The sequence below is a fragment of the Ferdinandcohnia sp. Marseille-Q9671 genome (assembly GCF_976954385.1).
The window spans coordinates 132,390-156,138 of record NZ_CDRJTA010000001.1; the positions used below are offsets into that span (position 1 = coordinate 132,390).

25 protein-coding genes and 1 pseudogene are annotated in these 23,749 nt (G+C 36.2%); 12 read left to right on the plus strand and 14 right to left on the minus strand.

Going from position 1 to position 23,749, the window contains the following annotated elements; translation table 11 throughout:
* Nucleotides 1-14 precede the first annotated feature (14 nt).
* The 4 genes from vanG to ACWNMY_RS00690 all read left to right on the plus strand — a co-directional run bounded on the left by vanG (nt 15) and on the right by ACWNMY_RS00690 (nt 4,318).
* Nucleotides 15-1,067 carry a D-alanine--D-serine ligase VanG gene (vanG, locus tag ACWNMY_RS00675; RefSeq protein ID WP_449536366.1) on the plus strand — a complete coding sequence of 351 codons (1,053 nt, stop codon included), beginning with the start codon at nt 15-17 and terminating at the stop codon, nt 1,065-1,067.
* Nucleotides 1,064-1,825 carry a M15 family metallopeptidase gene (locus ACWNMY_RS00680; protein ID WP_449536367.1) on the plus strand — a complete coding sequence of 254 codons (762 nt, stop codon included), beginning with the start codon at nt 1,064-1,066 and terminating at the stop codon, nt 1,823-1,825. The genes vanG and ACWNMY_RS00680 overlap by 4 nt, the downstream gene beginning before the upstream one ends.
* Nucleotides 1,822-3,939, plus strand: coding sequence for a serine racemase VanT catalytic subunit (vanT, locus tag ACWNMY_RS00685; protein ID WP_449536368.1), 2,118 nt, complete (start codon nt 1,822-1,824; stop codon nt 3,937-3,939). The genes ACWNMY_RS00680 and vanT overlap by 4 nt, the downstream gene beginning before the upstream one ends.
* 178 nt (nt 3,940-4,117) lie before the next feature.
* Complete coding sequence (locus tag ACWNMY_RS00690) at nt 4,118-4,318, plus strand: hypothetical protein (RefSeq protein WP_449536369.1); 201 nt, start codon at nt 4,118-4,120, stop codon at nt 4,316-4,318.
* A 403-nt stretch (nt 4,319-4,721) separates the two neighbouring features.
* Here the strand turns inward: ACWNMY_RS00690 and ACWNMY_RS00695 are convergent.
* Nucleotides 4,722-5,110, minus strand: a pseudogene (locus tag ACWNMY_RS00695) (IS110 family transposase); the annotation flags it as partial.
* A 10-nt stretch (nt 5,111-5,120) separates the two neighbouring features.
* Between ACWNMY_RS00695 and ACWNMY_RS00700 the strand changes: the two are divergent.
* Nucleotides 5,121-5,279 carry a DinB family protein gene (locus tag ACWNMY_RS00700; RefSeq protein WP_449536370.1) on the plus strand — a complete coding sequence of 53 codons (159 nt, stop codon included), beginning with the start codon at nt 5,121-5,123 and terminating at the stop codon, nt 5,277-5,279.
* A 26-nt stretch (nt 5,280-5,305) separates the two neighbouring features.
* Here the strand turns inward: ACWNMY_RS00700 and ACWNMY_RS00705 are convergent, their stop codons facing one another.
* The 4 genes from ACWNMY_RS00705 to ACWNMY_RS00720 form a co-directional block, all read right to left on the minus strand.
* Nucleotides 5,306-5,494 carry a hypothetical protein gene (locus ACWNMY_RS00705; protein WP_449536371.1) on the minus strand — a complete coding sequence of 63 codons (189 nt, stop codon included), beginning with the start codon at nt 5,492-5,494 and terminating at the stop codon, nt 5,306-5,308.
* A gap of 289 nt (nt 5,495-5,783) precedes the next feature.
* Nucleotides 5,784-6,719, minus strand: a complete 936-nt coding sequence (locus ACWNMY_RS00710) for an NADP-dependent oxidoreductase (protein ID WP_449536372.1) — start codon at nt 6,717-6,719, stop codon at nt 5,784-5,786.
* A gap of 528 nt (nt 6,720-7,247) precedes the next feature.
* Entirely contained in the window at nt 7,248-8,006 is a 759-nt protein-coding gene (locus ACWNMY_RS00715) for a class I SAM-dependent methyltransferase (protein ID WP_449536373.1), read from the minus strand.
* A 45-nt stretch (nt 8,007-8,051) separates the two neighbouring features.
* On the minus strand, nt 8,052-8,750 hold the full coding sequence (locus tag ACWNMY_RS00720; protein ID WP_449536374.1) for an SGNH/GDSL hydrolase family protein: 699 nt from the start codon (nt 8,748-8,750) through the stop codon (nt 8,052-8,054).
* Between the two features lie 253 nt (nt 8,751-9,003).
* Between ACWNMY_RS00720 and ACWNMY_RS00725 the strand changes: the two genes are divergently transcribed.
* Entirely contained in the window at nt 9,004-9,279 is a 276-nt protein-coding gene (locus ACWNMY_RS00725) for a hypothetical protein (RefSeq protein WP_449536375.1), read from the plus strand.
* Nucleotides 9,280-9,333: 54 nt separating this feature from the next.
* Here the strand turns inward: ACWNMY_RS00725 and ACWNMY_RS00730 are convergent, their stop codons facing one another.
* Nucleotides 9,334-9,675: a hypothetical protein gene (locus ACWNMY_RS00730; protein ID WP_449536376.1), complete on the minus strand. Its 342-nt coding sequence runs from the start codon at nt 9,673-9,675 to the stop codon at nt 9,334-9,336.
* Between the two features lie 326 nt (nt 9,676-10,001).
* On the opposite strand from ACWNMY_RS00730, the gene ACWNMY_RS00735 reads away from it, so the two are divergent.
* From ACWNMY_RS00735 to ACWNMY_RS00745, 3 genes are all read left to right on the plus strand, one after another.
* Nucleotides 10,002-10,247 carry a hypothetical protein gene (locus tag ACWNMY_RS00735; RefSeq protein ID WP_400244283.1) on the plus strand — a complete coding sequence of 82 codons (246 nt, stop codon included), beginning with the start codon at nt 10,002-10,004 and terminating at the stop codon, nt 10,245-10,247.
* Between the two features lie 3 nt (nt 10,248-10,250).
* Nucleotides 10,251-12,206, plus strand: coding sequence for an insertion element protein (locus ACWNMY_RS00740; RefSeq protein WP_449536377.1), 1,956 nt, complete (start codon nt 10,251-10,253; stop codon nt 12,204-12,206).
* Between the two features lie 184 nt (nt 12,207-12,390).
* On the plus strand, nt 12,391-12,939 hold the full coding sequence (locus tag ACWNMY_RS00745; protein WP_449536378.1) for a hypothetical protein: 549 nt from the start codon (nt 12,391-12,393) through the stop codon (nt 12,937-12,939).
* Nucleotides 12,940-13,670: 731 nt separating this feature from the next.
* Here the strand turns inward: ACWNMY_RS00745 and ACWNMY_RS00750 are convergent.
* The 3 genes from ACWNMY_RS00750 to ACWNMY_RS00760 form a co-directional block, all read right to left on the minus strand.
* Nucleotides 13,671-14,381, minus strand: coding sequence for a DUF421 domain-containing protein (locus ACWNMY_RS00750; protein ID WP_449536379.1), 711 nt, complete (start codon nt 14,379-14,381; stop codon nt 13,671-13,673).
* Between the two features lie 298 nt (nt 14,382-14,679).
* A complete protein-coding gene (locus tag ACWNMY_RS00755) occupies nt 14,680-16,137 on the minus strand; it encodes an Msr family ABC-F type ribosomal protection protein (protein ID WP_449536380.1) in 1,458 nt (485 codons plus the stop codon).
* A gap of 514 nt (nt 16,138-16,651) precedes the next feature.
* Nucleotides 16,652-17,098 carry a GyrI-like domain-containing protein gene (locus ACWNMY_RS00760; RefSeq protein ID WP_449536381.1) on the minus strand — a complete coding sequence of 149 codons (447 nt, stop codon included), beginning with the start codon at nt 17,096-17,098 and terminating at the stop codon, nt 16,652-16,654.
* Between the two features lie 311 nt (nt 17,099-17,409).
* On the opposite strand from ACWNMY_RS00760, the gene ACWNMY_RS00765 reads away from it, so the two are divergent.
* Both ACWNMY_RS00765 and ACWNMY_RS00770 read left to right on the plus strand, forming a co-directional pair.
* Nucleotides 17,410-18,645, plus strand: coding sequence for an MBL fold metallo-hydrolase (locus tag ACWNMY_RS00765; RefSeq protein ID WP_449536382.1), 1,236 nt, complete (start codon nt 17,410-17,412; stop codon nt 18,643-18,645).
* Between the two features lies 1 nt (nt 18,646).
* Entirely contained in the window at nt 18,647-18,913 is a 267-nt protein-coding gene (locus tag ACWNMY_RS00770) for a DUF3006 domain-containing protein (RefSeq protein WP_449536383.1), read from the plus strand.
* 39 nt (nt 18,914-18,952) lie between these two features.
* Here ACWNMY_RS00770 and ACWNMY_RS00775 read toward each other — a convergent pair whose 3' ends face one another.
* A complete protein-coding gene (locus ACWNMY_RS00775) occupies nt 18,953-19,114 on the minus strand; it encodes a DUF3934 domain-containing protein (RefSeq protein ID WP_449536384.1) in 162 nt (53 codons plus the stop codon).
* 1,168 nt (nt 19,115-20,282) lie between these two features.
* Between ACWNMY_RS00775 and ACWNMY_RS00780 the strand changes: the two genes are divergently transcribed.
* The gene (locus ACWNMY_RS00780; RefSeq protein WP_449536385.1) at nt 20,283-21,008 is read left to right on the plus strand and encodes a hypothetical protein; all 726 of its coding nucleotides are present in this window, start codon (nt 20,283-20,285) and stop codon (nt 21,006-21,008) included.
* A 249-nt stretch (nt 21,009-21,257) separates the two neighbouring features.
* Here ACWNMY_RS00780 and ACWNMY_RS00785 read toward each other — a convergent pair whose 3' ends face one another.
* The 4 genes from ACWNMY_RS00785 to ACWNMY_RS00800 form a co-directional block, all read right to left on the minus strand.
* The gene (locus ACWNMY_RS00785; protein ID WP_449536386.1) at nt 21,258-21,464 is read right to left on the minus strand and encodes a hypothetical protein; all 207 of its coding nucleotides are present in this window, start codon (nt 21,462-21,464) and stop codon (nt 21,258-21,260) included.
* A gap of 67 nt (nt 21,465-21,531) precedes the next feature.
* Nucleotides 21,532-21,972, minus strand: a complete 441-nt coding sequence (locus ACWNMY_RS00790) for a terpene synthase (RefSeq protein WP_449536387.1) — start codon at nt 21,970-21,972, stop codon at nt 21,532-21,534.
* Nucleotides 21,973-22,022: 50 nt separating this feature from the next.
* Nucleotides 22,023-22,826 (minus strand): hypothetical protein, encoded by an 804-nt coding sequence (locus ACWNMY_RS00795; protein WP_449536388.1) that lies wholly within the window; start codon nt 22,824-22,826, stop codon nt 22,023-22,025.
* Between the two features lie 101 nt (nt 22,827-22,927).
* The gene (locus ACWNMY_RS00800) at nt 22,928-23,746 is read right to left on the minus strand and encodes a sensor histidine kinase (RefSeq protein WP_449536389.1); all 819 of its coding nucleotides are present in this window, start codon (nt 23,744-23,746) and stop codon (nt 22,928-22,930) included.
* Nucleotides 23,747-23,749: the final 3 nt, after the last annotated feature.

Sequence of the window (23,749 nt, forward strand, 5' to 3'; positions counted from 1 at the left end):
AGGAGGAAATAAATATGGAAAAAATGATCGTTGCTGTTATCTTTGGAGGCTGTTCAAATGAATATGAAGTCTCACTGCAATCTGCTTACTCTGTTATTACACATATGGACCAAGACAAATATGAAAAAGTGTTAATTGGCATCACAAAGGAAGGCCGCTGGTACCGTTATCACGGTAGCGTGGAAAACATTCTGAACAATACGTGGTGGTCCGATGAGGCAAATTGCACACCTGCCTTCTTTTCTCCAAATCGCTTTGTGAATGTTCTACTGGAAAATCGAAATGGACATGTTACCGAAACAATGATTGATATTGTTTTCCCTGTTCTACACGGTAAAAATGGCGAAGATGGAACACTACAGGGATACTTAGAACTAGCCGGAATTCCTTACGTCGGATGTGACATCTTGTCTTCTGCTTTATGTATGGATAAAGACCGTGCACATAAATTAGTAGAGCTTGAAGGCATCAAAACACCTGCCTCAATTGTTTTTTCGAGGTATCAATTAATAGAAGATATTGTCACACAAACAGATCAGCTCCATCTGCCTCTTTTTGTTAAGCCAGTCAAATCAGGGTCATCAATTGGAATTACGCTCGTTACTGAAAAGGAAGAACTTCCAAGTGCAGTTGCGGAAGCCTTTTCTCACGATGAGCGGATCATTATTGAAGAATATATTGAGGGATTCGAGGTTGGCTGCGCAATTCTTGGAAATGATGACCTGTTAGTGGGTGAAGTGGATGAAATTGAATTAGAGACCGGGTATTTTGATTTCACTGAAAAATACACCCTCACTACCTCAAGCATTCATATGCCAGCCCGCATTGATCCTGATATGACAGCCAAAGTAAAGGATACGGCAATTCAAATTTATCGTGCACTTGGCTGCTCTGGCTTGGCAAGAGTAGACATGTTTCTTACACCTAATGGAGACATTGTCTTTAATGAGGTCAATACCTTTCCTGGTTTCACCGATCACAGCCGTTATCCAAATATGATGAAAGGCATTGGGTTAACGTTTTCTGATATCATCAATCGCTTGATCCAATTGGGGTTAGAACGATGAGAAAGATAACGTTACATAAAGACGATATCTACAAAGGGTATTTGATGTTGGTTACTCGTAATCATGGTCTGAAACAGACACAAGATCAACCATCACTTGTGCCGAGTCTTGCAAACTATGAAACTATTTTACTCGAAAGAAGGGCCGCAGCATCGTTAACACAGCTTCTTGAAAAAGTAGAATCACGAGGAAGGATCATTCCGGTTAGCGGATACCGAAGCAAGGCTGAACAAGAAAAGCTATACCAAGACTCTCTCATTGAAAATGGCAGAACCTTTACAGAACAATATGTAGCCTATCCAGGTTGCAGCGAACATCAGACTGGCCTTGCGATTGATTTGGGAGAAAATCTAGACGAGATTGATTTCATTCGTCCATCCTTTCCATATACAGGTATCTTTGCACATTTTCGCAAGCTTGCTGCAGACTATGGTTTTATTGAGCGTTATTCACACGGCAAAGAACAGATCACAGGGATCTCACATGAACCATGGCATTTCCGCTATGTCGGATATCCTCATGCAAGAATTATGGAGCGCCATGGTTTCTGTTTGGAAGAATACATTCAGTTTCTTTCCGATTTTACAGAGAATGGCCAGCAATATATCTTTACGGAAAAGGGTAAAAAGTTTGAGGTTTATTATGTAAGAGGAATGGATGAGGCGACTGTCATTGAAATACCAGATGATTGTTTGTATCAGATTTCAGGCAACAATGTGGACGGCTTTATTGTGACTATATGGAGCAATCCCCTATGAATAAAACGGGATCATTAGACTTATTCAGATTACTAGCTGCCTTCCTCGTTATAGCAAACCATACCTCCCCTCTTCTTTCTTATGGGGAGGATGCGGATTTCATTTTGACTCGAATCATTGCTAGAATAGCTGTCCCCTTTTTTCTGATGGTCAGCGGATATTTTCTATATCAATATATTGAAAATGGGGACAACTCTTATATTCTAGCGTTTTGTAAAAAAATCGGACTTTTATATGCCCTCTCCATCCTTTTATTTCTACCGCTAAATTTGTATGCAGGTCATTATGAGGGTACAAATTGGGGTCTTGAATTCGTAAAAGATATACTCGTTGACGGGACATTTTATCATTTATGGTATTTCCCTGGGCTAGTTGTAGGTGTGATTCTTGTTGTCTTTCTCATACGTAAAATTGGGCTAAAATTGACATCGATTATATCCGTTATTCTTTATGGTATAGGACTGTTTGGAGATAGCTACTATGGGGTTGCTGAGCAGTTTCCTAGTCTAGAAGTGTTTTATCAAGCGGTCTTTACTGGAGCGGATTATACGAGGAATGGCGTTTTTATGGTGCCAGTCTTTTTAATCATGGGAATTCTAATCTATAAAGGAAATAAAACAGTTTCGTTTTCGATAAATCTACTATTATTCGTAATCAGTTTCTCTTTCCTGATTGTTGAAGGACTACTGCTGCATGCTTATGACCTCCAGCGCCATGACAGCATGTATGTTATGCTACTTCCAGCTATGTATTTTCTTTTTCAATGCCTTCTCCAGATTCGCGGAAAAAGCAGTAAAAGCATTCGGAATGTCTCGACTATTATGTATATCATACACCCGTGGATAATTGTACTAGTTCGCTTTACAGCAGAGTTTTTCACACTGGAGAAATGGTTTGTTGAAAATAGTATGGGGCATTTTGTGGCGGTCAGTATCCTCTCATTTACTGTGGCTTGGATGTTAATAATTGTTTGGCCAATTAGAAAAAAAACAGCTCCCCCGCCAACTAGCAGAGCATGGGCAGAGATTGATTTAGGCGCACTACGTGGAAATCTAAAGCAGCTAAAAGGAATTCTTCCGGAACAAACAAAACTCATGGCAGTAGTCAAAGCAAATGCGTATGGCCATGGGGCAGTAAAAATAGCGAAGGAGTTATCGGATCAAGGGGTAAAGTCGTTTGCCGTTGCTACTATCGCTGAAGGAATTGAACTTCGAAAAAACGGAGTGAAAGGAGAGATCCTCGTTTTAGGTTATACCCCTGCCCAACAAATAGGAGAAATTAAGAAATACAAATTAACGCAAACTGTGATTGGAGTAAGCCATGCAAAGCAGTTAAACAAACAAGGTGTTGCGATAAGGGTTCAACTAAAAATAGATACAGGCATGCATCGTTTAGGAACAGATGCCTCACAACTTTCAGATCTGAAAGAAATCTATAACTGCAAACATTTACATGTTGTCGGTGTATTTTCTCACTTAGCTGTTTCTGATAGCGTTCGTTCTGAGGATATAGCATATACAGATATGCAGATAGATAGATTCAACCAGACCTGTAAGTGGCTAGAATCACAGCAACTGCCTCTGGGGCAGCGACATATTCAAGCGAGCTATGGAATCTTGAATTACCCTCACTTACAATATGATTATGCACGTCCGGGAATTGCTCTATATGGTGTACTAAGTAAAAACGATCCAGTGAGAACAGATGTGGAACTGAAGCCAGTCTTATCCATTAAAGCGAGGGTTGCGATGGTGAAAACTCTACAGCCAGGTGAGCAGCTCGGCTATGGGAGAGCATTTACAGTAACAAGGATGATGAAAACAGCGGTCATTACGATTGGTTATTCAGACGGTATCCCAAGAAATATGGAAAACGGGAATGTCCTCATTCGTTCACAAAAAGCTCCTATTATTGGCCGAATTTGTATGGATCAGCTGGTGGTTGATGTTTCCGCTATTGAGGCTGTACAGGCTGGCGACATTGCAACGCTGATTGGTAGAGATGGTTCTGAACAAATTACTGCCGAAGAAGTCGCCGAAAAATGCGGGACCATTACGAATGAATTATGTAGCAGACTAGGGTCGCGGCTGGAATACGTTTACAAATCGGATTGATTAAATAAGAAAAGGACGCATATTCCACAATCGCGCCCGTTTCTGGAATAAACAAGAAGCTCCTATTTAATAAATTTAATTAAACAGTAATCTGTTTTTACCTTACCTTGCATCACTTTATAAATTATAATGAAAGTATTAAATCTTAATAGCGCTATGGAAGTAGAGGAGAACATCTATGAAAAATAAACATAGATTTGTAATGAATATCATTATAGTAATAACATATGTTATGGTTTCCAGTTTTGTATTAGTACTTTACGCTAAGAGAGATGCTTTGTCAGAGGTTTATATAGTTTTTCTTCCTCTTGCAATTACAGCCATAGTTTGTTTTGTATTGAATACAATTAATAAAAAGCAAGATAATATAGAAAAATAGTATTTAGAAGATATTAGATTTTTAGCATAAAAGTCGATTTCCTTTACGTTGGGAAATCGATTTTTTATGTAGTCTTATTCAATTAAATGTCCCGATTGTGGAACAAGTTAAAATTTTTTCTTCAACTAACCTGTCCCTTTAGTTTAAGTGTAATCGTTCATAAACTTCGTAAAAACTACTCCAATAATAGAAATAACGATATTTATAACAGATATTGGTAGCTGTTCAGCGAATGATTCAGACCTTCCACCATTAACCCATGTGAATGGAATACTTTTGCTTATAATAAGAAAGTGGATTAAGATAGTCAAAGAGTAAAAAATTATCCCCATGAATATAGCAGTTTTCATATTAATTTTCCTGAGTTTTTCTAAAATAAAATCACCTCATTTTTAAGCTCTCATTTAGCCATATTTGCGCCTTGATAAGTCCTATGGACTTACCAGTTGCATGTTTTAACTCTTGAATTTTATTAAGACCAACACTACGTTTTACAGCTTTCCTTAAATGCATTAATAAGTCTTGATCAGAGAACTTTACTAATTCATGTGGTAACGCAAAAAGCTTTAAGCACTGTAACGCTGCCTTTCCCTCCCACTTTTTAAAGACCGTAAGGAGCTCAGGAAAATAGCGATCTATCCAGTTGTGAATCTGCCCTTGGACAGTTTGAAGATCGTCAGACAAGAGATCACGTATTTTTTTAGCCACTTGGAGTTCAGCATAAGCTCCTTGCGGAATTGTTGGTTCAGCATATCTCCCATCCTTAACAAATTGTGCAATGACTTTGGCATCACTTTTTCACATGAAGTGGAGTCATGAAGTTAGTGTTTGGAGAATACTTATGGCAATTCCAGAACATGAAACCCATCATCGTGGACAAATTTCTACTTATTTGCAGATAAACAAAATTGAACCTCCTCAAATTTTCGGATTAAAAATTGAGCAAGTTAATAGATTATAATTTTAAGAAAGGGCTTTGGACTTACCTCAAATATCCAAAGCTTTATTTTTATGTTTTGTTACACTAACCTGCCCCGCTAGTTCAGTAAGAAACCCAAACTCAATTAAATTCGCCATAACTTCTTTGTATGTAGTTTTCTTTGATTGTTCATATAAAAAGTAGCCAACTATAATAACAATAGTAACTATGATACCAACAATTTGCCTCTTGTTCATATGCCCACCCCTGTATTTAACAATGATTATTCATCTAACTTGCTTCGTTAGCTTAATAATTTCAATACAAATAAGCGATAATCCTTCTTGGATCATCGCACCGGTTAGTTAAATAAGAAAAGGGATGCTTTTTCCACAAACGCGCCCGATAGTTAACTATTCTCTTTCTACTGAATTGTATCTTGTACTACGTACTATATATGTTGTTCAGTCGTTTATTTCTTCAAAATAGTTACGTTTACTAAACGTTAATCCTTCTACCTGTTAGATGAGTGGGGATAGTCCACCGTTATTTAACTTTAATTACAATTTTCCCTTTGGCATGATTTGTTTCACTTAACTCATGTGCTTTTTGTAACTCTTCCGCTGAAAAACCAAATACACTACCAACCTGAGGCTTAAGTATTCCTTTCTCAAGCAAATCGCCAATTTCACCTAGCTGTTTACCACTTGGCGCTAACCAATAGGAGCTTGCCGTTACTTGATGCTTTTCTATTAATCCTTGATCAGGTTGTCCGGCAATAGTTACTAGTCTGCCACCAGGTTTTAAAATCTCGAAGCTTTTATTTAAAATATCGCCACCCATTGTATCAATGACCACATCATAATCGCTTAATTCTTCTTCAAATTGTTGTGTACGGTAATTAATAAACTCATCTGCACCTAGATTTTTTACATAAGCTTCATTTTTCCCACTCGCTGTTGTAGCAACATAGGCACCTAAATGTTTTGCCATTTGAATAGCCAAACTTCCTACACCACCAGCTCCAGCGTGTATGAGTACTTTATCTCCTTTCTTGACTTTTGTGTTATCCACTAAACACTGCCAGGCAGTTAGGCCTGCTAATGGAATAGAGGCAGCTTCTTCAAATGTTAAGTTACCAGGCTTTTTGGCAAGTAATTCTTCATCCACAGTAGTCAATTCCGCATATGTACCTTTTGGGGTCGTATCAGGTCGCGCAAAAACTTCATCCCCTACCTGAAAATGCTTTACTTCATCACCAACTTCAAGGATTTTACCTGCAACATCCCAGCCAAGGATTATAGGGAATGTCCAATCAAGCATCTTCTGTAGATAACCCGCACGAAGCTTCCAATCAATTGGATTAATGGAAGTTGCATAAACCTCAACAAGTACTTGGTTTGCTTTTATCTCTGGTTTCGGTAACTCTTGCTCTACTAACACATTTTTACTACCATATTCATTTATAACAACTGCACGCATCAATAACACTCCCTACAAATGTATTTAAGCTAAGTATTTGTTTCTTTCTGAGAAGTTATCCCTCCCGTCAGAGTCTGATAAAAAATGACTAGAGATTTTTAAATTGACTTACAGTCTTCAAAAATAAAATTCTCCCACTACCTCCCCGTTAGTAGCATAAGTTCAGAAAAAATAAGCGATCGTCTACGTATTAATTTCACATTTTTTTGAGTATAATAATAGACGCCTTCTTACTAAAGAAAGACACCCGATTCTACTATGCGTTATAAAACTCTCCTGATGCAAGAACAAATACTGTTATAACACAATAACAATCCATTTTTTCCCAAATTATTGTATTACTAACCAAATTCTTAAAAATTCTGCTCCGTTACTTGAATAAGTAATTGGTCCAGTTACCTTTACATCATTAAGAATGGACTGCTAAAAACAGCCCATCATTGCTCGATTATCTATAGTAAACTCTCATATTGCTTTAAAATCACAAACAAGATATGTAAGCAGCAGTTTCATGTCTGAATGATTTGTTCATTTCACTATACCCAAATAGCTTCTTGTTATATTTGGTATTGTAATCATACCGTTGTTGCTATATTTATCAAATAGGTCTGTTAAGGCAGCAATGAAGGAATCATACTCCTTGTCATTCTCTTTTGGGGAATAGGAAGCAGATAAGTACCTGCCCAAAAACCCATCTACATCAAACTCCAGGTCATTGCGAAAGAATGTAACATCATATTTTCCCTCTTTAAAAAACTCATGAAAAGGAATCGGCTTTTCCTCCATTCCCCCGCTAAAGCCTTTAAAGTTCGGACAATACTGTTGGCATACAACCGCACTTTCTTTGTTTATATCGCTTGAACTATCACGGCTGTTCCACACAAGAGACACTTTTGCATCCTGTTTCAAAATTCGTTGACATTCCAGTTTGAACTTCTTCATGTGAAACCAGTGGAATGCCTGCCCTACCGTTACTAAATCGATACTGTTATCCTCTAAAGTTGTGCTTTCAGCCGCAGCTTTAACCGAAATATAACGGGAACCAGGCATTAACGTTTGCTCCGCCACTGTTCTCATATCATCATTTGGTTCCACTCCAATTACCGTATATCCTTTTTCAAGAAGCTGCTTGCTTAAAATCCCAGTCCCTGATCCAATATCAGCAATCATACTTTCCTTTGTCAAATTAGCTTCGGAGATTACATATTCAATATACTCATTTGGATAGCTTGGACGATATTTAGCATATATCTCCGCTTTGTCTGTGAATTTATCTGTTGATGCCATTAAAACACCTTCCCCTATTGGCATACCTATGCCTGTTAGTATTACTTACTGTATTGAGGTTTGATCGTTGAATAAAAGTTGATCGATCATAGTGGAATATTCGTCAGCCACAAGTGCCGCACCCCTACTGTTTAAATGAATGCCATCTAACGTTACATGAAGGCCGCGTTTTTTTGATAACCGGTCGATGCTTGTTGGGTTTTTATAAAAGAAAACGTCCAGCATGACTCTCATAACACTGATGCTGATGTAATCTGAACTCGTGACTTGTGAGAGGTGTTTCCGAAATACGGAATGCATATCCAAATATGTTACTTGTGTATGACTTCTAGTGAGGGCTTCGATGATGGAGGATATAGTTTTTATTTCTTGATTCGATTCATTCTGTAATGATTCACCCACTATTGCAGGCGAAACCGTAACAACCTGTTTGGAAGACGCAAGAACCATATGTAACACTTTGCTATAGTACTCCCTAAATTCCTCGAGATCCTTTGCAACATGCTGGGCTTGGACTTTCAATAATTTCGTATACACATCATTGACTCCAATCCAGAGGAAAATTAGATCATACTCTTTTTCTACTTTTACTTTTGTGAGACGGCTATACAAACTCTTCACTGATTCCCCAGGTTTGCCAAGATTATCAAAGAAAAGCATTGGATATCTTTCTTTTAAAATAGGGACAAAAGACACTCCAGGACGACCTTCTGTTAAACTGTCACCAATCAGGCCAATTTTCATTGTTACCCTCCTCCTTCATTTATTGGTTTCTTTTACAATTCGCCCTTCCTGATATGGAAAAAAGGTGTAACTTTTCCATTATGAGTTTACTCTTTTTCTATCCATTTTCTAAATTGTCTTTCATTTTTTATTATAACATTTATTCATTTCCTGACATGCTGAATTGTTCGAACACACTACACTATTAATCATTTTCTTGTTTTCTGTTTAATTTTCCGAATTAGGGATATATATATCTTAAGAGGTGACAGAATTGGATTTTCCAACAATACATACAAACTTCTGGGATGCTGTAATTGCAATACCAGTTATCATGATTCTGACTCAAGCAATGAAAGTCTTTATGCATATACCAAAAAAATATATTCCTACTGTCGCATTAGTATTGGGCTTACTCATTTCTGTTTTTATTAGTCACCGTAATAACGTAGCATCAGGGTTATTTATGGGATGGTTCTATGGCTACGCGGCCATTGGTAATTACGCAGCATTAAAAACAGCATTTGTTGTTTATAGGACAAGTAAATAAAAAATAGTGTTGCAGTCTACTTTGGCGTCTTGATAATAACAAGAAGAGTAACCCTTATTGCTGGTTACTCTTAATTATTTTCTCAAGCTGTTTCACCTGTTCCTTTAGATCATCTATCTCTTCCCGCATCTTATCCTTCTCTTGAACTGATTTAAAATCATCAACTTGTGATTGAAAATCATCAGAAACATCGATATTTAGTTGAATAATGGCTCCAATAGTGGCCAAAGCGTCCCCCACTGTCGACAATGTACCGCCAATTATACCTAGGATGACCCCAGTATTATTAGGTGGCTTATATTCAAAATTTCCTAAAGCTGAAAGGGAGTTTTTATCGTTATTGACGGTTGTAGGAAGAACAGTAGTAATACTGGAGACCCTTTTATTCTTATTCATAAACAGCACCCCACAACTATGCCCTCATATTTTCTTTACTAAAAATAAAAACAGTATGATTAATCCTAACGGGTTCCGATAAGGGAGAGAAACTCTACAATTAGAATGGTAATTAGCAGACTAATTCGCATAGCGATTTGGTCTGCTTTTTTTATTGCTATATCAACGTTTGGAATGAATTAGCAATGGAAATAATTATACTATTAGCATATGAATTTTTAGGAGGGCAATAGTTGTTGTCCGCTGTAAAATTGTTGTGCTAAAATCATTGCTAAAACATATGTTAAAAAGATAACCATTTTACAGAAAGGAATTGAAATAATTCGATGAAGAAATTCAACTATATAAAGCCTAAAAACCTTAATTCAGAGCGGGTGAACTGGGTTATCTCAGAACAAACAAGAAACATTGTAGCTGCATTTTCGGAGTACAGTGAATACACCGAAAGTGAAGTTGTAGATGAATTTTTAAAGAACATCCTTACTGATGAAGAGTTTGTTGATTGGGCTATGAAAAAACGAAATAATAAGCGATTGCTTAAACAACTTGGGTTAGAAGAAATGGAGGTTTAATGGTTGGCTCGACTGAAACGATTGGCTGAAAAAGATGAAGAATTAATCATTGTACAAACACCTATAACAACTACTGAAATCGCTGACCGAGTAAAGAATTATGATTTATTAGAGCCGAGCAAATTCTCCAAACGATACAATAATCTTTTGTATCGTCCCGTTTCTTTTTCGTTAAACGGGAAGGAACACAAAATTCAATATAACTTTTGTGGCAACCCGTATTGTAAATGGCACGGTCTTCCACAAGAAAAATTCACTAGTGCAAAGGGTAACCCTAGTCGCTATCGACTGAGTGGACGAGGAAAAGGAGAAAATCAGGCTATCATCTGTAACGAAGATCCTGTTGGTGTAGTTAAGGGAGTAACCTGGGGCTGCACAACCTCTCCTGTGTCAAACTGGTCTGTGGCAGAAGAGATAAAACGTCTTGTGCATATTGAAACGATTAAAGATGTGGAACCAAATTATCAGTTTCATAAAGAAGGATGCATCCAAGAAGGAACAACCCCATTTGAAGATGTTCACTTGTTCTATAAGCAAGGAAAGAGCAAAACGAATGCTCAAGTATGGCAATGTAAAACTTGTAAAAAGAAAACAAGTTTAATGCCTTCTAGAAAGCAATCAACCACCTATCATCAAAAGCGAAACGATATACTCCCTTCTTTGGTAATGGACTTATTAAATAGGACACCCGTAACTAGAACTTGTGAAAAATTAGAGATAGGTGTCAGTACCTATTATCACAAATTAGAGTGGATCTATCGTCGTTGTTTAGAATTTGTAGAGCGACACGAAAAACCAGCATTTGAAAGAATGGAATTCTCTGTAATGTGGTTGAATACGGATAAAATGACTTACAATCTCAATAACGTCCGAAAGAAAGGACAAGGTGGTAAGGGATTTGATGATGTAGAAGAAGCACAATTTCCAACACAAATCGTTGTGACCGCAGATGTTCATTCTAAATATGTATTTCGCTCAGATATTGCATACGATTGGAATATTGATATTAATGACATCAAGTTGGACACTGTGTTGTTGAAAGAAGACCACCTAAATGAGTTTTGCAGAAAGCACGGTCGATTTAGGAAACATTCCTTTTATCCAATGCCTCCGTCGGAAAATGACATACAAACAGAATGGGAATATAAACAAGCTCTGCAAGAGTTTGACCGAAGAGAACAATATATTGATGGATTACACGTCAATTCTACCTATACGACAATCGCACACCTTTGGTTGATTAAACGGATGGTAAAGGCATCTGAATGGCGTTTTGTTACCGATAAAGATAATTCTTTAATGACTGCTTTTTCTCGTGTATTTGCGAATGAAATACGCTTGGCAGAGGCACATCATTTTATTTCTATGGTGGATAGATCGAAGTCATTAAAACAGTGTAATCAAGAGTTTAAAGACGGTAGAGCAGATTTACAACGATGGGGTAACGCTATGATGCACGATACCCGATCCATTTGGCAATTAGCTTATTTATATCTCATTGATGTATTTAAGAGTAAGCAGTTCCACGAAGAAGTAATGGTTGGTTCGGAAATCCATCATAAATGGGCGGAATCCCCTATCGAACATCCGATACCAACAAGGGATAAAGGGTTTTATTATGTGGATTGCAAAACGGATTTATCTTCTTTGGAACCCAAAGAAATTGCTAACCTCGTATTGAATGTAAGTGATTATTCAACGAATAATTTTATGCAACAAATTCGCAGAAGACTATCGATATTAGAAAGACCACTTGTAACGGCAAGAGGTGATGGTAAGAGTTATATCTATGCAAATTTCAACCCTAAGTATGCACAGTATGCTTTGACCATCCTTCGTACCTTTTATAACTTTTGTGAAGCTACTAAAGACCTTGATGGTGAGAAGAGAACTCCTGCACAAAGACTAGGTATAACAGATAAACAGTTTGATTTAAAAGATATAATTTATTTGAGATAGTTCGCTAAATTATAGCGAACTTATTTTTTTTGAAGGTAAATGGAAAATTTATGCTAAAATTATTATTATAGCATTTACAAAGAAACATTCTTAAACTAGCGGTGCAGTACAGTTGAAGTAGAATTTGTGGTAAAAAGCCAATTTACTAGGGATATTGTGTTATGTTTTTGTAGGAGGGAGTTATATGTCCAAGAAATTAAAAATTTTCTTATCTATAACGGCTATTTTGTTAGGGGTATATTTTTTAAATTTAACATTAAAAGATGATGTTAAAGAAATGAAAAAGGCTGTGTACTCATTAAATCAACCTATGACAAACATTGCTCATATTGAATTTTTGGATAACAATCAAGCAATCGTCTTTTATGAATGGGGAAATCATGAAAATCAACATTTCGGAAGTGCACTTTTTAAAAAAAACTTATTAGGCTGGGGATTTGTTAGTGGAGGCACTGGTTCACTTGCTCACGGATATAAATTAGATTGGGGTTTCTCAAATTTAGAATACTACTTTTCTGATTATACGGATTTAATCAGAGGGAAGATACTTGACCCTGAAATAGATGAAGTAAGCATTAAAACTAAGGATGGAAACTTATTTAAAGCCAATCTAATTGAGTATAACAATGACGAGAAGTTTTGGTTTTTAGTGAGTGATGGAGAGGACCTTGTAGGTTCTACAATAACAGGGTTGTCTTCGGACGGAAAAATAATTGAACAGATAACAAAGTGATTTTTCCTTCTTCAACAAACGGGGAGCATTAATTAAATAGGATTTGTGAAATATTACATCAAAAAGCGCTCAGAAAATAATCTGAGCGTTTTTCTTTGCAATTTATATTGCCATTTTGTTGTCAAATTCCGTGCTAATTATTATGTTATTTACAATCCTATTAGCATTTTTCTCTCCCCAAACGGAACCCGTTAGATTAATCCAACCTACTTTTAGATCCTGCTTTAGAAGACCGCAACACATGTGTTTTGTAATTTTCTTTAGTTCTGTCTCATTTTAAGGGCTTGTTTGAATCGGAATCTTTGTAGTTCTTGCGTTTTCTGTACTTTCATATTGCTTATTGCGTAACGGCTACTTGTAATTTATGTTAATTGGCACAATTGTGTGCCCAAATTGTGACCTACTAACAGAATTAAGGACGATTTCATTATCACAAATCTACATACTTCCCCCATTATTCTGTGTTATTTCTCTATGTTATGCCAAAAGGGCTTGTGTAGCATCAACAACTCACGAATATTGAGTCCTTTACCAAGTTTTCTTTAACAGATCCGATACTCTACTCTTAAGTAAATAGCTTCCTAAAGCTGTATAAATAGTATCTAAAATTCAGTTCTAGAAAAAATAGTGAACGATAAAAATGGCTGGATTTTAATGTTTAAAAATATAAAGAGCCCCACATACTGTTGCGTACATCCTTGTATGTTATAGGCTCCTATTACAAATAATCTTTATTCTTTATCAATTGGCGAGTATATATGATCACTGAACGTATCCACATACAAATTATCATTAGCGGCGAGCACTGCATAAACAACATCATGCTTGGACAGATTACGTTTTTTTAGTTCGGAATCAAGCCATGAAAATTGTATATTATTTTGTTCTAAATTTTCACTAATGATTTCCCCATCCATAATAAGTTCAATAGGTAACCTCTGCTCCGTTTTTATGGGAATCATCATATCTTGTCTGGTTACATTTCTATATTGTGGCTTTTTTAACACCGTCAACGTACCATTCGTTTCAACGATTGCAAAAAGAACTTCTTCAATGTTAAAAACATCCCTTTCCCTTAGTTGTTGATTTAAGTAATCCAATGTATAACGCATTTTTTTCATATTTCCTTCTAATATTTTCCCGTTTTGTACGACAATTGTGGGGTCTCCAGCCAGGAATTTTCTTCCCTTTTTATTTTTCAATGAGATTAAGGCGATTAAAAAGATAATGGCTACATATATAATGAATGCAATAATTGTATGGTGTACTTTAATAGTCGTATTAAAAGCTAAGTTTGCTGAAATTGCTCCGAGTGATATGGATGCAACAAAATCAAACATTGTCATTTGCGAGATAGTTTGTTTTCCTAATATTCTTGCTCCAATTAGCAATAAACTAAAAGATGTTATTGACCTCAAAATCACTTCGATATGTTCGGGCATCTTCTCACCTCGATGTTATCACTGTTAGTGGTATCATAACCAAGAAATTTTTAATTTATTAATGTTGCAGGACTATTTTCATATTTTTTTAACCACATATGATCAAACAGAACTAGCCGTTATGCAATCCATTTTGTAACTTCACCATAATCTCCTTATTCTTTTGGATAGACTACTCAATGGGATACGTATATTTTTAATATCTTTCGAATCATTTTTAAGACTAATTCAAGTAAAAATATTAATACATTACAAAAAGACGCCCTTCTTATTAAAGAAAAGCGTCAGTTTGTGATTCTCAATCAATTTGTATTAATTTTCTCTCATGTATCTTATATTGTATATCCGCTACATTTTTTATAAATTGCTGATCATGCGAGATAAAAAGAATGGTACCTTCATATCCAGCAATAAATGTTTCTAATGCTTGGATTGCATGGATATCTAAGAAATTAGTGGGCTCATCTAACAGTAATATATTATAATCTCCTAAAAACAGGAGACATAGTTGAAGTCGAATCGCTTCTCCACCACTTATTGACCTTATACTCTTTTGTAAATCTGTCCCTACAAACTGCATCGAATGCAACACACTTCGTAAAAAGGGTTCATCGTATTCTGATCGATTTCTTACGAATTGCAGGACAGATTCATCGCTCGCAAATTGATAACTCATTTGCCTGAAAAATCCTATTTTCGCTTTTGGAGAAATGATCAAGTTATGATCTGTAGTTGCGATATGGTCTAGCAAAGTACTTTTTCCGCTCCCGTTACTGCCTGTTATTGCAATTTTTTTACCAAGTGGAAGCTGGAAACTAACATTCTCTAGTAAGGTTTTATTTTCCACTTGAAGTGTATATTGGTCAGCCATTATTGGGTACTTGTTATGCAATTCTGTAGCCTTTGATTGACGGAAAACAATCGGTCGATTTTCTCGTACCGCTTCTACTTCCTGAAGCTTTTCCATACGATTCTCAATTGCTTTCGCAGCACGTTGCATCGACTTTTCACTTGTACCTTTGGACTTAGTCATAAACGACTTGTTTGGTTTAGCATTCGCTTCCCGTTTAGTCATCCGTCCTGCTTGAGATACCTTTTGTGCTTTTTTCATCTTTTCTTGTGCTGCTTTTTCAAGCCTAGTCTTTTCTTTCACAAACTGTTCATGGGCTTGCTGCTGTTGTTCTCGTTCCACCTGTTTTTGGGCCATGTAATCACGGTAATTTCCGGAATACACACGTACTTTTCCTTCATCCACTTCCCAAATAGTTGTAACAAGTTCATCTAACACTGAACGATCATGACTAATTAGTATAAGCGCACCATAATAATAGCGAAGTTCCTCTACTAAAAAGGTAATACCACCTTGGTCCAAGTGAGTTGTCGGCTCATCAAGTAATATTGCTTCATAATAATGGGTAAACAACTGAGCAAGTTTCAACCTTGTCTGCTCTCCCCCGCTTAATTGGTCCGACTCTTTTGGTATACCTAATTTACCAGTTAAGACTGGATCCGCTTCAAGAGATCTTGGTGCCTCAAGTTGTTCGAAATATCCGTTCTCAACATGACGATTGACTTTTCCTTTTGTTGGCTGAACCGTGCCTGCCAATAGTTTTAATAGAGTACTTTTCCCTGCACCGTTTTTACCAACAATGCCTATTCGGTCAAACTGGTGAATGGCAAGTCGGTCGATTTTTAAGATTTCCTTATCTAAATAGGTTATTTCAACATTTTCTAATTCAAAACAGATTTTTTCCATTATTGCTACCTCCCGAAATTGATATCATTTCGTATCGATAGCTAGGATCGATACGAGCTTTTAAACTAACAAGCTCGTATCAATGAAAAAGTAACATCCACATTCAAATCCCCTCCAACTACTTTTAAATCAAATAAAAAATCACAGACGTCCTGTCTGTGATCTTGAGTAAAGGGAATTGCCCATAAAAGCTGGGCTTATAGATTACTGTCCACTTTTCGTAAAAGGGAAAAAACACAAAAATAAAGAAAGGCAGAGTTATCCCTTTCTTCAAAGTAATGATTTATAGAGTAACTTGAAGAGTATTAAAAAAGGACAGACGTATCCCGTTTACTCTGTATATCCAAACAGAGTCTTTGACCATATTCAATTACTGGTTCAAAGTTAGGGACCAAAGTCTAGGTATCATTTTTTAATACTCCTCCTTATGATTACAATACTCTATCAATTGTAAAGTGACATTTGGAAATAGTCAATGGATGTTACACATTTGTACGATTATGCATTGAACTATTTACCCTTGAATTGGCAAATAAATCTGTACGTCTTCATCGCCTTCCCCTATAGGGTGATAGGTCTCGATAATATAGGAATCTAGATTTCTCTGATACCCTTGTTCTTCTCCCCATTTTACTAAATTCAAATGAAGTTCTCTCAAATTAGCGATATTCCCTCTTGTCGTAATATACCTTTCATGTGTTTCAATATACTCCATCCCTATTGGTACGTCATTTACTTTCTCACTCACGAGTAAGCCTACATAATAATGACCAACTTTATGCTTCTCATCCCTTTTAGGTTCAAACAATGCTATTTCGGTCTCTGTCGAATGTAGGATTTCGTTTGAGCGACTTACTAGCTCCTTTGCAAGCAGAGGTACGTCATGACCAAAGTTGGCAAACTCTCCACTACCTTTCATTCCAACTAATTTAAACTCTTTTTTTACCATCGTAAACGACATTGCAGCTCCTCCAATTCACATGAAAAATCAAGCCTTTTCTATTTTCATGTATTCAACAAAAAATCCTTACTTCCTGCATCGTTGTAAGGATTTTTTTATTTAACGGAACGATTATTCAACTATTTTGATCTGCTCATTAATGCTTTTCATATTCAATTTACTAGTGCGAAAATATGTAACACATATTGGCACTTTCCGGGTCGGATCATAAAACGTGAGCGTTTTTTTGTTCTTTAATACAAATATTTTTGATTTTACATGATATCATAATAGTTAATTGTCTGGAAATTTTACTAAAAGAGGGATACGCGATGCATCAAGTCAGTCGAACTATTTTCGCGATCCATTTGGTCGCAATCCTTTTGATTATCGGAGGATGTTCACAAAGTGATGATCATACAAGGAATAACGAAGTCGAGGTCATTCCTGAAACGAGTGAAAAACCGGAAAGAAACAACGATGTAGAACAACCGCCTATTGAAGAGGAAGAAATAGTACCAGATACACTATCAGAACTGAGTGTGCATTATATTGATGTTGGTCAGGCGGATGCAACCTTACTGCAATATACGTTCGAGGGAGAAGAATTTACCATTTTAATTGATGCAGGTAATTGGAATAAAAATGATGTCATCCATTACTTACACTCACAAAACATCTCCGAAATTGATATTGCCATTGGGACACACCCTGATGCAGATCATATTGGTCAACTAGATAAAGTGATCAATACGTTTACCGTAGGAGAAGTATGGTTATCTGGAAATACAAGCACATCCCAGACGTTTCAGAGGTTACTTCTTGCAATTGATCAACATAATGTTGATTATTATGAACCAAGACAGGGCGATGAATTTGAAGTTGGTCCGCTCCAAATTGATGTTTTATACCCGATTTCTGTTTCAGAAAATGACAATGAAGAATCCATTTCGCTCAAGCTAACGTACGGAGATGTTACCTTCATTTTTACAGGTGATGCTAGCACAAAAGATGAACTAAGGATGATGAATGGTGATGTAGAGATAGATGCTGATATCCTTCATCTAGGACATCACGGTTCAAGCACGTCTACTCATCCTACTTTTTTAAAAGAAGTGAGTCCAGCTATTGCGATCTATAGTGCTGGAAAAGATAACAGCTACGGTCATCCGCACAAAGAAGTCGTAGATCTAATCCAGGGGTCTAGCATTACACTTTATGGAACGGATGTACACGGGACAATTATTGTAAAAACAAATGGCAAAACCTATGATGTGTTAACTAAAAAGGATGGAACGATTTCACCCCCTTCTACTGGTGGTGGAACATCTACAAAACCTGATTTAAAAAACAAAGAAGATTACGTCCAACATGGTGAATGTATAAATATCAATACGGCAAGTTTCGAAGAGCTACAAGAAATCATTCACTTAGGACCAGCACGCGCAGAGGAACTGATTGACCTAAGGCCGTTTACATCCATTGATGAGTTAACAAGAATAAATGGAATTGGCCCTTCAAGAATGGAAGATATTAAAGCACAAAGTCTAGCCTGTGTAGGAGGATAACATGAAAGGTTATTTGGATCGAATCGAAGACAATCAGCATGCAGTCATCTTAGTAGAAGAAATCAATAAAGAATTCATCATACCAATTAATGACTTACCAAGTGGTTCATCTGCAGGGTCATATTTTGATCTTACCATTGAAAATGAAACGATCACTTCAATTACACGAAACGAAAACGAAACTCACTCTCAACAACAAAAGGTAGATGATATGATGTCAAAACTACGTAAAAAGAGTTCAGGAAGCAAATTTAAGAAGAAAAGTTAAAAAGCCTCATTACGAGGCTTTTTACATTGAAAAGAGACTTTACCTATTGCTCGTAGTGTCATTTTCAATATCTGCTTTATTTTTCCCTTTACTTGTATAAGGTTTTGCACTCTTTTTCTTGTTAGCACTGGCTTGCCATCGATTCCAACCCTTCTTGTCTGTTCCTCTTCCTGTTCCACCTTTTCCTTTAGCTTTACTCATATCATCACTCCATATTATTCTAGGTTGAGTTCTGTTTAGTTTTATTCATTTTAATGAGTTATTAACCAAGCAAATTGCAATTAACAATATTCTTAAAGGCACGCCTACCGCAATTAGTAAAATATGCTGAAAAATCTTGTATTCCAAACAGCTCTCTATCACGTAGTTCTGCTTTACAAATACCCATTATCAAAAAAAACCTTTATAGTATGTGTTCGCTTATATACCATCCACTGAACTGCCTGTTGCTTATTATATATCCTGACCCTAAAATAATATATACTCACTTAAGAATTAGCATTACAAAGAGCGGGACATGTTACTTAGCAACATCTCCCGCCATCTATTAGCGAATAATAGTTATACTATCTTTTCTGACAAAGATTATACTAGAGTCAATAAATCTAGATAACTTCGGATTAAAAAACAGCTTAATTCTCCTTAAAATTAGCACAATTAGGACAGTAATTAAAAATCGGATTTTCTACCACAATAAAGCAATTGCTATTATCATTATTTTCTTTTTCATATGATAGTTCCCCTTGTATACTTCTGTCTATTTCATTTAACAAGACTTTCTTTCTTGTATTATTACATACGTTTCATAGCGTTAAAGGTTGCATCCTTCTTCTACTAAACTGCCCCGTTGGTTAAATAACTTCAAAAAAAAAGTATAATCACCCTTCGTGGAACAACGCAGCCTTTAGTTGAGAAACCTCCTCGAAATATAATTGGTAAATTTTTCTATTTGTTCGTGAAATGATCCAAAATATAAAGCCATATGAAAATATGAATTTGTAAAATTAATAATAAAGTCAATAACTCCATTAAATATTCTTTTTCAGCAATTGGGAGCAATTTAATCTCAAAAAAACTAAATTCTTGTACAAGAAAATTGGTATGAATCATTCTTTTTCAAAAATTGTGCCAGATAGTTAGAGGCTACAATGTTTATTTACTTTATATAATAAATGTAAATTATTCCACATCTATTATTGGTACGTTTAAATACTTATAGCGACATAATTTACATATAAGGTGAAGGTATTTTTTTGAGTGATTAATTTCTAAGAATAACTGAAAAACAAATGACAAAATTACCAAGTTGTAAATTAATTATGTTAGACTTAAAAAGGAAAAATTATGAAAGAAGGGGAATGAAAAGAAAATGAAATCGAAAGCATTATTACTATTGGGTGCGGTTGTTGTCGGAGGAAGTTTAGTCGTTGGATTCACGCAAGTCGACGCACCACCGACTGAAGCAAAGGAGGAATCCACATCGAATCAAATCGTAGTAAAGCCGAAGGGAAATGTTGTTGAAGCAGCCGAAGTAGACCCGAAGCAATGGGAGGACGCAACAAATATTCCCGAAGGGCTTGTTCCCGACTTCCCGACGAATGTGAACGGATACTTCGAACACACATTGAAAAATTGGTATTTGGAAGCCGACGAAAAACTGTTACAAGCGGGATATCCGCCCGAATACGATTATTATATAAAGGCAATGGCAATCACCAACGTCGTTGACGAATATATCCGTGTTCAAGGTGTTGACTTTGAAAGAGATTTGTATAATTTGAGAATGCTTGCGGCGGTCATAGAACGGGAACAATGGAAAAGAACTTCGCACATAAACTTTAACCCCGAAGACCCAAATCGGGACAAGTTCGAAACAACCCGTGAAGCGGTTGCACATTGGAAGCCCGCTACCGAACGATATAATCAAGCGGTTGAATATACGAAGCAATTATTAAATGATATAAATTATATTGCAAACGGAACGGGCGAACCGTTCGGCGTGACAAACCAATTGGACGGCGACAAAGTTGACGAACTGAATTCGTTTTTGGACGTTGAAAGGGATATTATCGAAGATTATATAAATTACTATTAAACAACTGCGGCGGGGCTACCTGTCGTTTTTGTTTTGGATAGTTTGTCCTTGACTTTATACTATTTTTTCTCTCAAGTTTTTTTCTATCCTTTTCTTTCTTCTTTGACACAAAAGCGTATTATTTCTTATTTAACGAAACTGTTTCATTTATTTTAATAACAAATTCAATAAATAAGGTGGTTAATCCTTCTTAGATCAACGCACCCCATACTTTACCTATATTCATTCACAACTGAATTTAGGTAATAGTTATTTTAGTAATCCTAAATCAAAAAGCTGAGAGCCGATGATATATGGATCCGTATTGATATAATTCACATCTTCATGCTCCAGAAGTTTTATAAGATTTCGGGCAAATGTTGTCTTTCCAGACGCACCATGACCCGAAATTCCTACGATGATTTTTTCATCCTTACTATTTATAAAATTAGCAATCTTATGTAGAACTTTCTCCATGTTTCCCCTCCGTTTTCTAGATTCAATCACTTAAATGTGTAGGGCATTAAAAAAGACCCAAGAATTATTATTCTTGAGATAAATGTAGCCAGCTATTTTCAGCAATGGCGGGAATTTTATATTTTGATCCAACTATATCTAACATTCTTTGATACGTTGTAACACTCTGAAAATCATGAATATGTTCATATAAGTCCTTTTGTACATATTCCTGAATTATGAAATTCGTAACAGAACTACTATCGACTAAGTCCCCAAAAAACTCTCTTAACATAATCGAATCTCCTTTTTCTAATGGCTCGTCAGATAGGAGATAAATTTTAAATACATTAACAATAGCATGTAAATCCTCTTCATCCAGAAAACAAAGTGGCTCTAGCTTTTTATCTTGTTCTGTAAATGGTCCTCTAGTATCTTCAAGTATCACATAAGCTACCATTTTATTATCTTTAAAAAAGCGAAAAACCTCTAAATCCCTCAATTTTAGTTTTCTATCAATTGAAATCATTTTTTCACCTATCCTCTTGAATTAACACACCAGCATATAAAAATAGAACCTTATCGACACCTCTGTGAATCTATATTTTTGTTTTTGATTACGTTATGGAGTTCTCCAGTACTTTTCTTTTGCTCCGTTGAGCCATGCCTTGACTGCCGCTTTGTAATGTCCTTGTATGAGATCTGATTCGTATTTCCCCATTTTTTCCAGGGAACTTTATCGTATGTATGGTGCTGGTAATACTTCCATGGGTGAATACTCCCCGGCGCAAAATTATACGTGCCCATGTTCACCGGATCGGTCACCAACTGACCCGACTCAGTATGATAAACAGCTTCAAAGCGACCATTTGATGATATAAACTTTACATTATAAGCGGCATCATAATCGCTTACTTCATACCGGTGATATCTAGCACTAAATAGCTGCCAATTGCCACATGCCACCAGTTCAATCATTTCTTCCAATTGTTCAGGAGCATCTCCATATCGATTCAGTTCATTGCGAAAATAATGAAGCTCTTCCGTGATAGAAGGGAGTTGTTTGACGTGTTGATCAAATGTCTCAAAAAACAGATCAAATCGCTTATGCCCGATTAGACTCTGTGGGTCTTCCTCCAAATCATGCATCATTTGTGTTAGGATAGCGTGTGATGAAATGGCTTTTGCTGTATCATATGTATAATAGCTTCGATGCTCCGAGAGAATTTGGTCATACTGCTGTGAGAGCTCAGTAAAGTAAGCCTCTGTTAAAAAATTTGCCTTGATTGCTACAGGCACAGTCGGATAGACTAAATTTTTCTCTAATCGATGGTACCCATATATTGACAATAAAAACAGGGTTAAAAGAATGATAGGAACCATTTTTTTCGACCAACTTTTGACTACGATCCTAATTTTTTGCCCCCTCCTTCTTGGATCCTCGCACCTCTTCGTTTAAAAAGAAATCAAAATTATAAATCTACCTAATCCCACTTTCTAAACGACACTTCAATCATAAATTCATTTTCATGGACATTGGCTAGCGCTTCTCCTCCTTGTTTGGTAACAAGTTGTTGAACAATATGAAGCCCTAATCCAAGATGTGTACCACCACGACTAGAATCCAACCTGAATGTTCGATTAAAAATCTGTTGGAGTTTCCCAGCATTAATCTTCTCCACATCGTTTACTACCCTTAACCATATATACCCTTCTTTTTCTACAAAACTAATTTTTACATAACTTTTGGCATAGGTTAACGCATTTTGAATCATGTTGATTACGATACGGACGGTTGCTTTGTTGTCAGCAAGAACAGCAGGCACAGTACCTTCTTCCATTTGAACCTTTAGCTGCTCTTTCTCAAAATCTTCATAGAACATTAGCATGGTTTCCACGACAATTTGATCTAGAAACTGCTTTTCCATCTTTAATTTCTTGTCTGATGAATCAAGCTGTGAGAGTTCATAAAATAAATCTACAATCATCGTTAGATTATCGATTTTCTTTTGAATAATAGTTAAAAACTCTTTCCTATCTGTCTTAGAAATAGATGGATCTGTTAACAACTCTGAAAAGCCTTTAATCGAAGTTAAAGGCGTACGTAAATCATGGGAGATATTTGTGATTTCTTGTTTTAATTCCATTTCTCTTCTTTCAACAGACTGTTGATTTTGTTTGAATAACTGAATCAGCTGGTTGATTTTTGAAGCAAACAGAGCCAAGTTTTTATTATGAGTATTCGTACGTACTACTTCATTTGTTCCGAAATTTTCACTGATTCTATCTAATTGTTTTGTCATCCT

What these genes read in the sequence shown, in the direction of transcription:
- ACWNMY_RS00790 (WP_449536387.1), bottom strand. Translation starts at nt 21,972, where the DNA reads ATGATTTCAATTGATAGAAAACTAAAATTGAGGGATTTAGAGGTTTTT.
- ACWNMY_RS00710 (WP_449536372.1), bottom strand. Translation starts at nt 6,719, where the DNA reads ATGCGTGCAGTTGTTATAAATGAATATGGTAGTAAAAATGTGTTAGTA.
- ACWNMY_RS00775 (WP_449536384.1), bottom strand. Translation starts at nt 19,114, where the DNA reads ATGAGTAAAGCTAAAGGAAAAGGTGGAACAGGAAGAGGAACAGACAAG.
- ACWNMY_RS00720 (WP_449536374.1), bottom strand. Translation starts at nt 8,750, where the DNA reads ATGAAAATTGGCCTGATTGGTGACAGTTTAACAGAAGGTCGTCCTGGA.
- ACWNMY_RS00715 (WP_449536373.1), bottom strand. Translation starts at nt 8,006, where the DNA reads ATGGCATCAACAGATAAATTCACAGACAAAGCGGAGATATATGCTAAA.
- ACWNMY_RS00795 (WP_449536388.1), bottom strand. Translation starts at nt 22,826, where the DNA reads ATGGTTCCTATCATTCTTTTAACCCTGTTTTTATTGTCAATATATGGG.
- vanG (WP_449536366.1), top strand. Translation starts at nt 15, where the DNA reads ATGGAAAAAATGATCGTTGCTGTTATCTTTGGAGGCTGTTCAAATGAA.
- ACWNMY_RS00765 (WP_449536382.1), top strand. Translation starts at nt 17,410, where the DNA reads ATGCATCAAGTCAGTCGAACTATTTTCGCGATCCATTTGGTCGCAATC.
- ACWNMY_RS00760 (WP_449536381.1), bottom strand. Translation starts at nt 17,098, where the DNA reads ATGTCGTTTACGATGGTAAAAAAAGAGTTTAAATTAGTTGGAATGAAA.
- ACWNMY_RS00770 (WP_449536383.1), top strand. Translation starts at nt 18,647, where the DNA reads ATGAAAGGTTATTTGGATCGAATCGAAGACAATCAGCATGCAGTCATC.
- ACWNMY_RS00750 (WP_449536379.1), bottom strand. Translation starts at nt 14,381, where the DNA reads ATGCCCGAACATATCGAAGTGATTTTGAGGTCAATAACATCTTTTAGT.
- ACWNMY_RS00785 (WP_449536386.1), bottom strand. Translation starts at nt 21,464, where the DNA reads ATGGAGAAAGTTCTACATAAGATTGCTAATTTTATAAATAGTAAGGAT.
- ACWNMY_RS00700 (WP_449536370.1), top strand. Translation starts at nt 5,121, where the DNA reads ATGAAGTGGAGTCATGAAGTTAGTGTTTGGAGAATACTTATGGCAATT.
- ACWNMY_RS00735 (WP_400244283.1), top strand. Translation starts at nt 10,002, where the DNA reads ATGAAGAAATTCAACTATATAAAGCCTAAAAACCTTAATTCAGAGCGG.
- ACWNMY_RS00800 (WP_449536389.1), bottom strand. Translation starts at nt 23,746, where the DNA reads ATGACAAAACAATTAGATAGAATCAGTGAAAATTTCGGAACAAATGAA.
- vanT (WP_449536368.1), top strand. Translation starts at nt 1,822, where the DNA reads ATGAATAAAACGGGATCATTAGACTTATTCAGATTACTAGCTGCCTTC.
- ACWNMY_RS00730 (WP_449536376.1), bottom strand. Translation starts at nt 9,675, where the DNA reads ATGAATAAGAATAAAAGGGTCTCCAGTATTACTACTGTTCTTCCTACA.
- ACWNMY_RS00680 (WP_449536367.1), top strand. Translation starts at nt 1,064, where the DNA reads ATGAGAAAGATAACGTTACATAAAGACGATATCTACAAAGGGTATTTG.
- ACWNMY_RS00755 (WP_449536380.1), bottom strand. Translation starts at nt 16,137, where the DNA reads ATGGAAAAAATCTGTTTTGAATTAGAAAATGTTGAAATAACCTATTTA.
- ACWNMY_RS00745 (WP_449536378.1), top strand. Translation starts at nt 12,391, where the DNA reads ATGTCCAAGAAATTAAAAATTTTCTTATCTATAACGGCTATTTTGTTA.
- ACWNMY_RS00705 (WP_449536371.1), bottom strand. Translation starts at nt 5,494, where the DNA reads ATGAACAAGAGGCAAATTGTTGGTATCATAGTTACTATTGTTATTATA.
- ACWNMY_RS00690 (WP_449536369.1), top strand. Translation starts at nt 4,118, where the DNA reads ATGAAAAATAAACATAGATTTGTAATGAATATCATTATAGTAATAACA.
- ACWNMY_RS00780 (WP_449536385.1), top strand. Translation starts at nt 20,283, where the DNA reads ATGAAATCGAAAGCATTATTACTATTGGGTGCGGTTGTTGTCGGAGGA.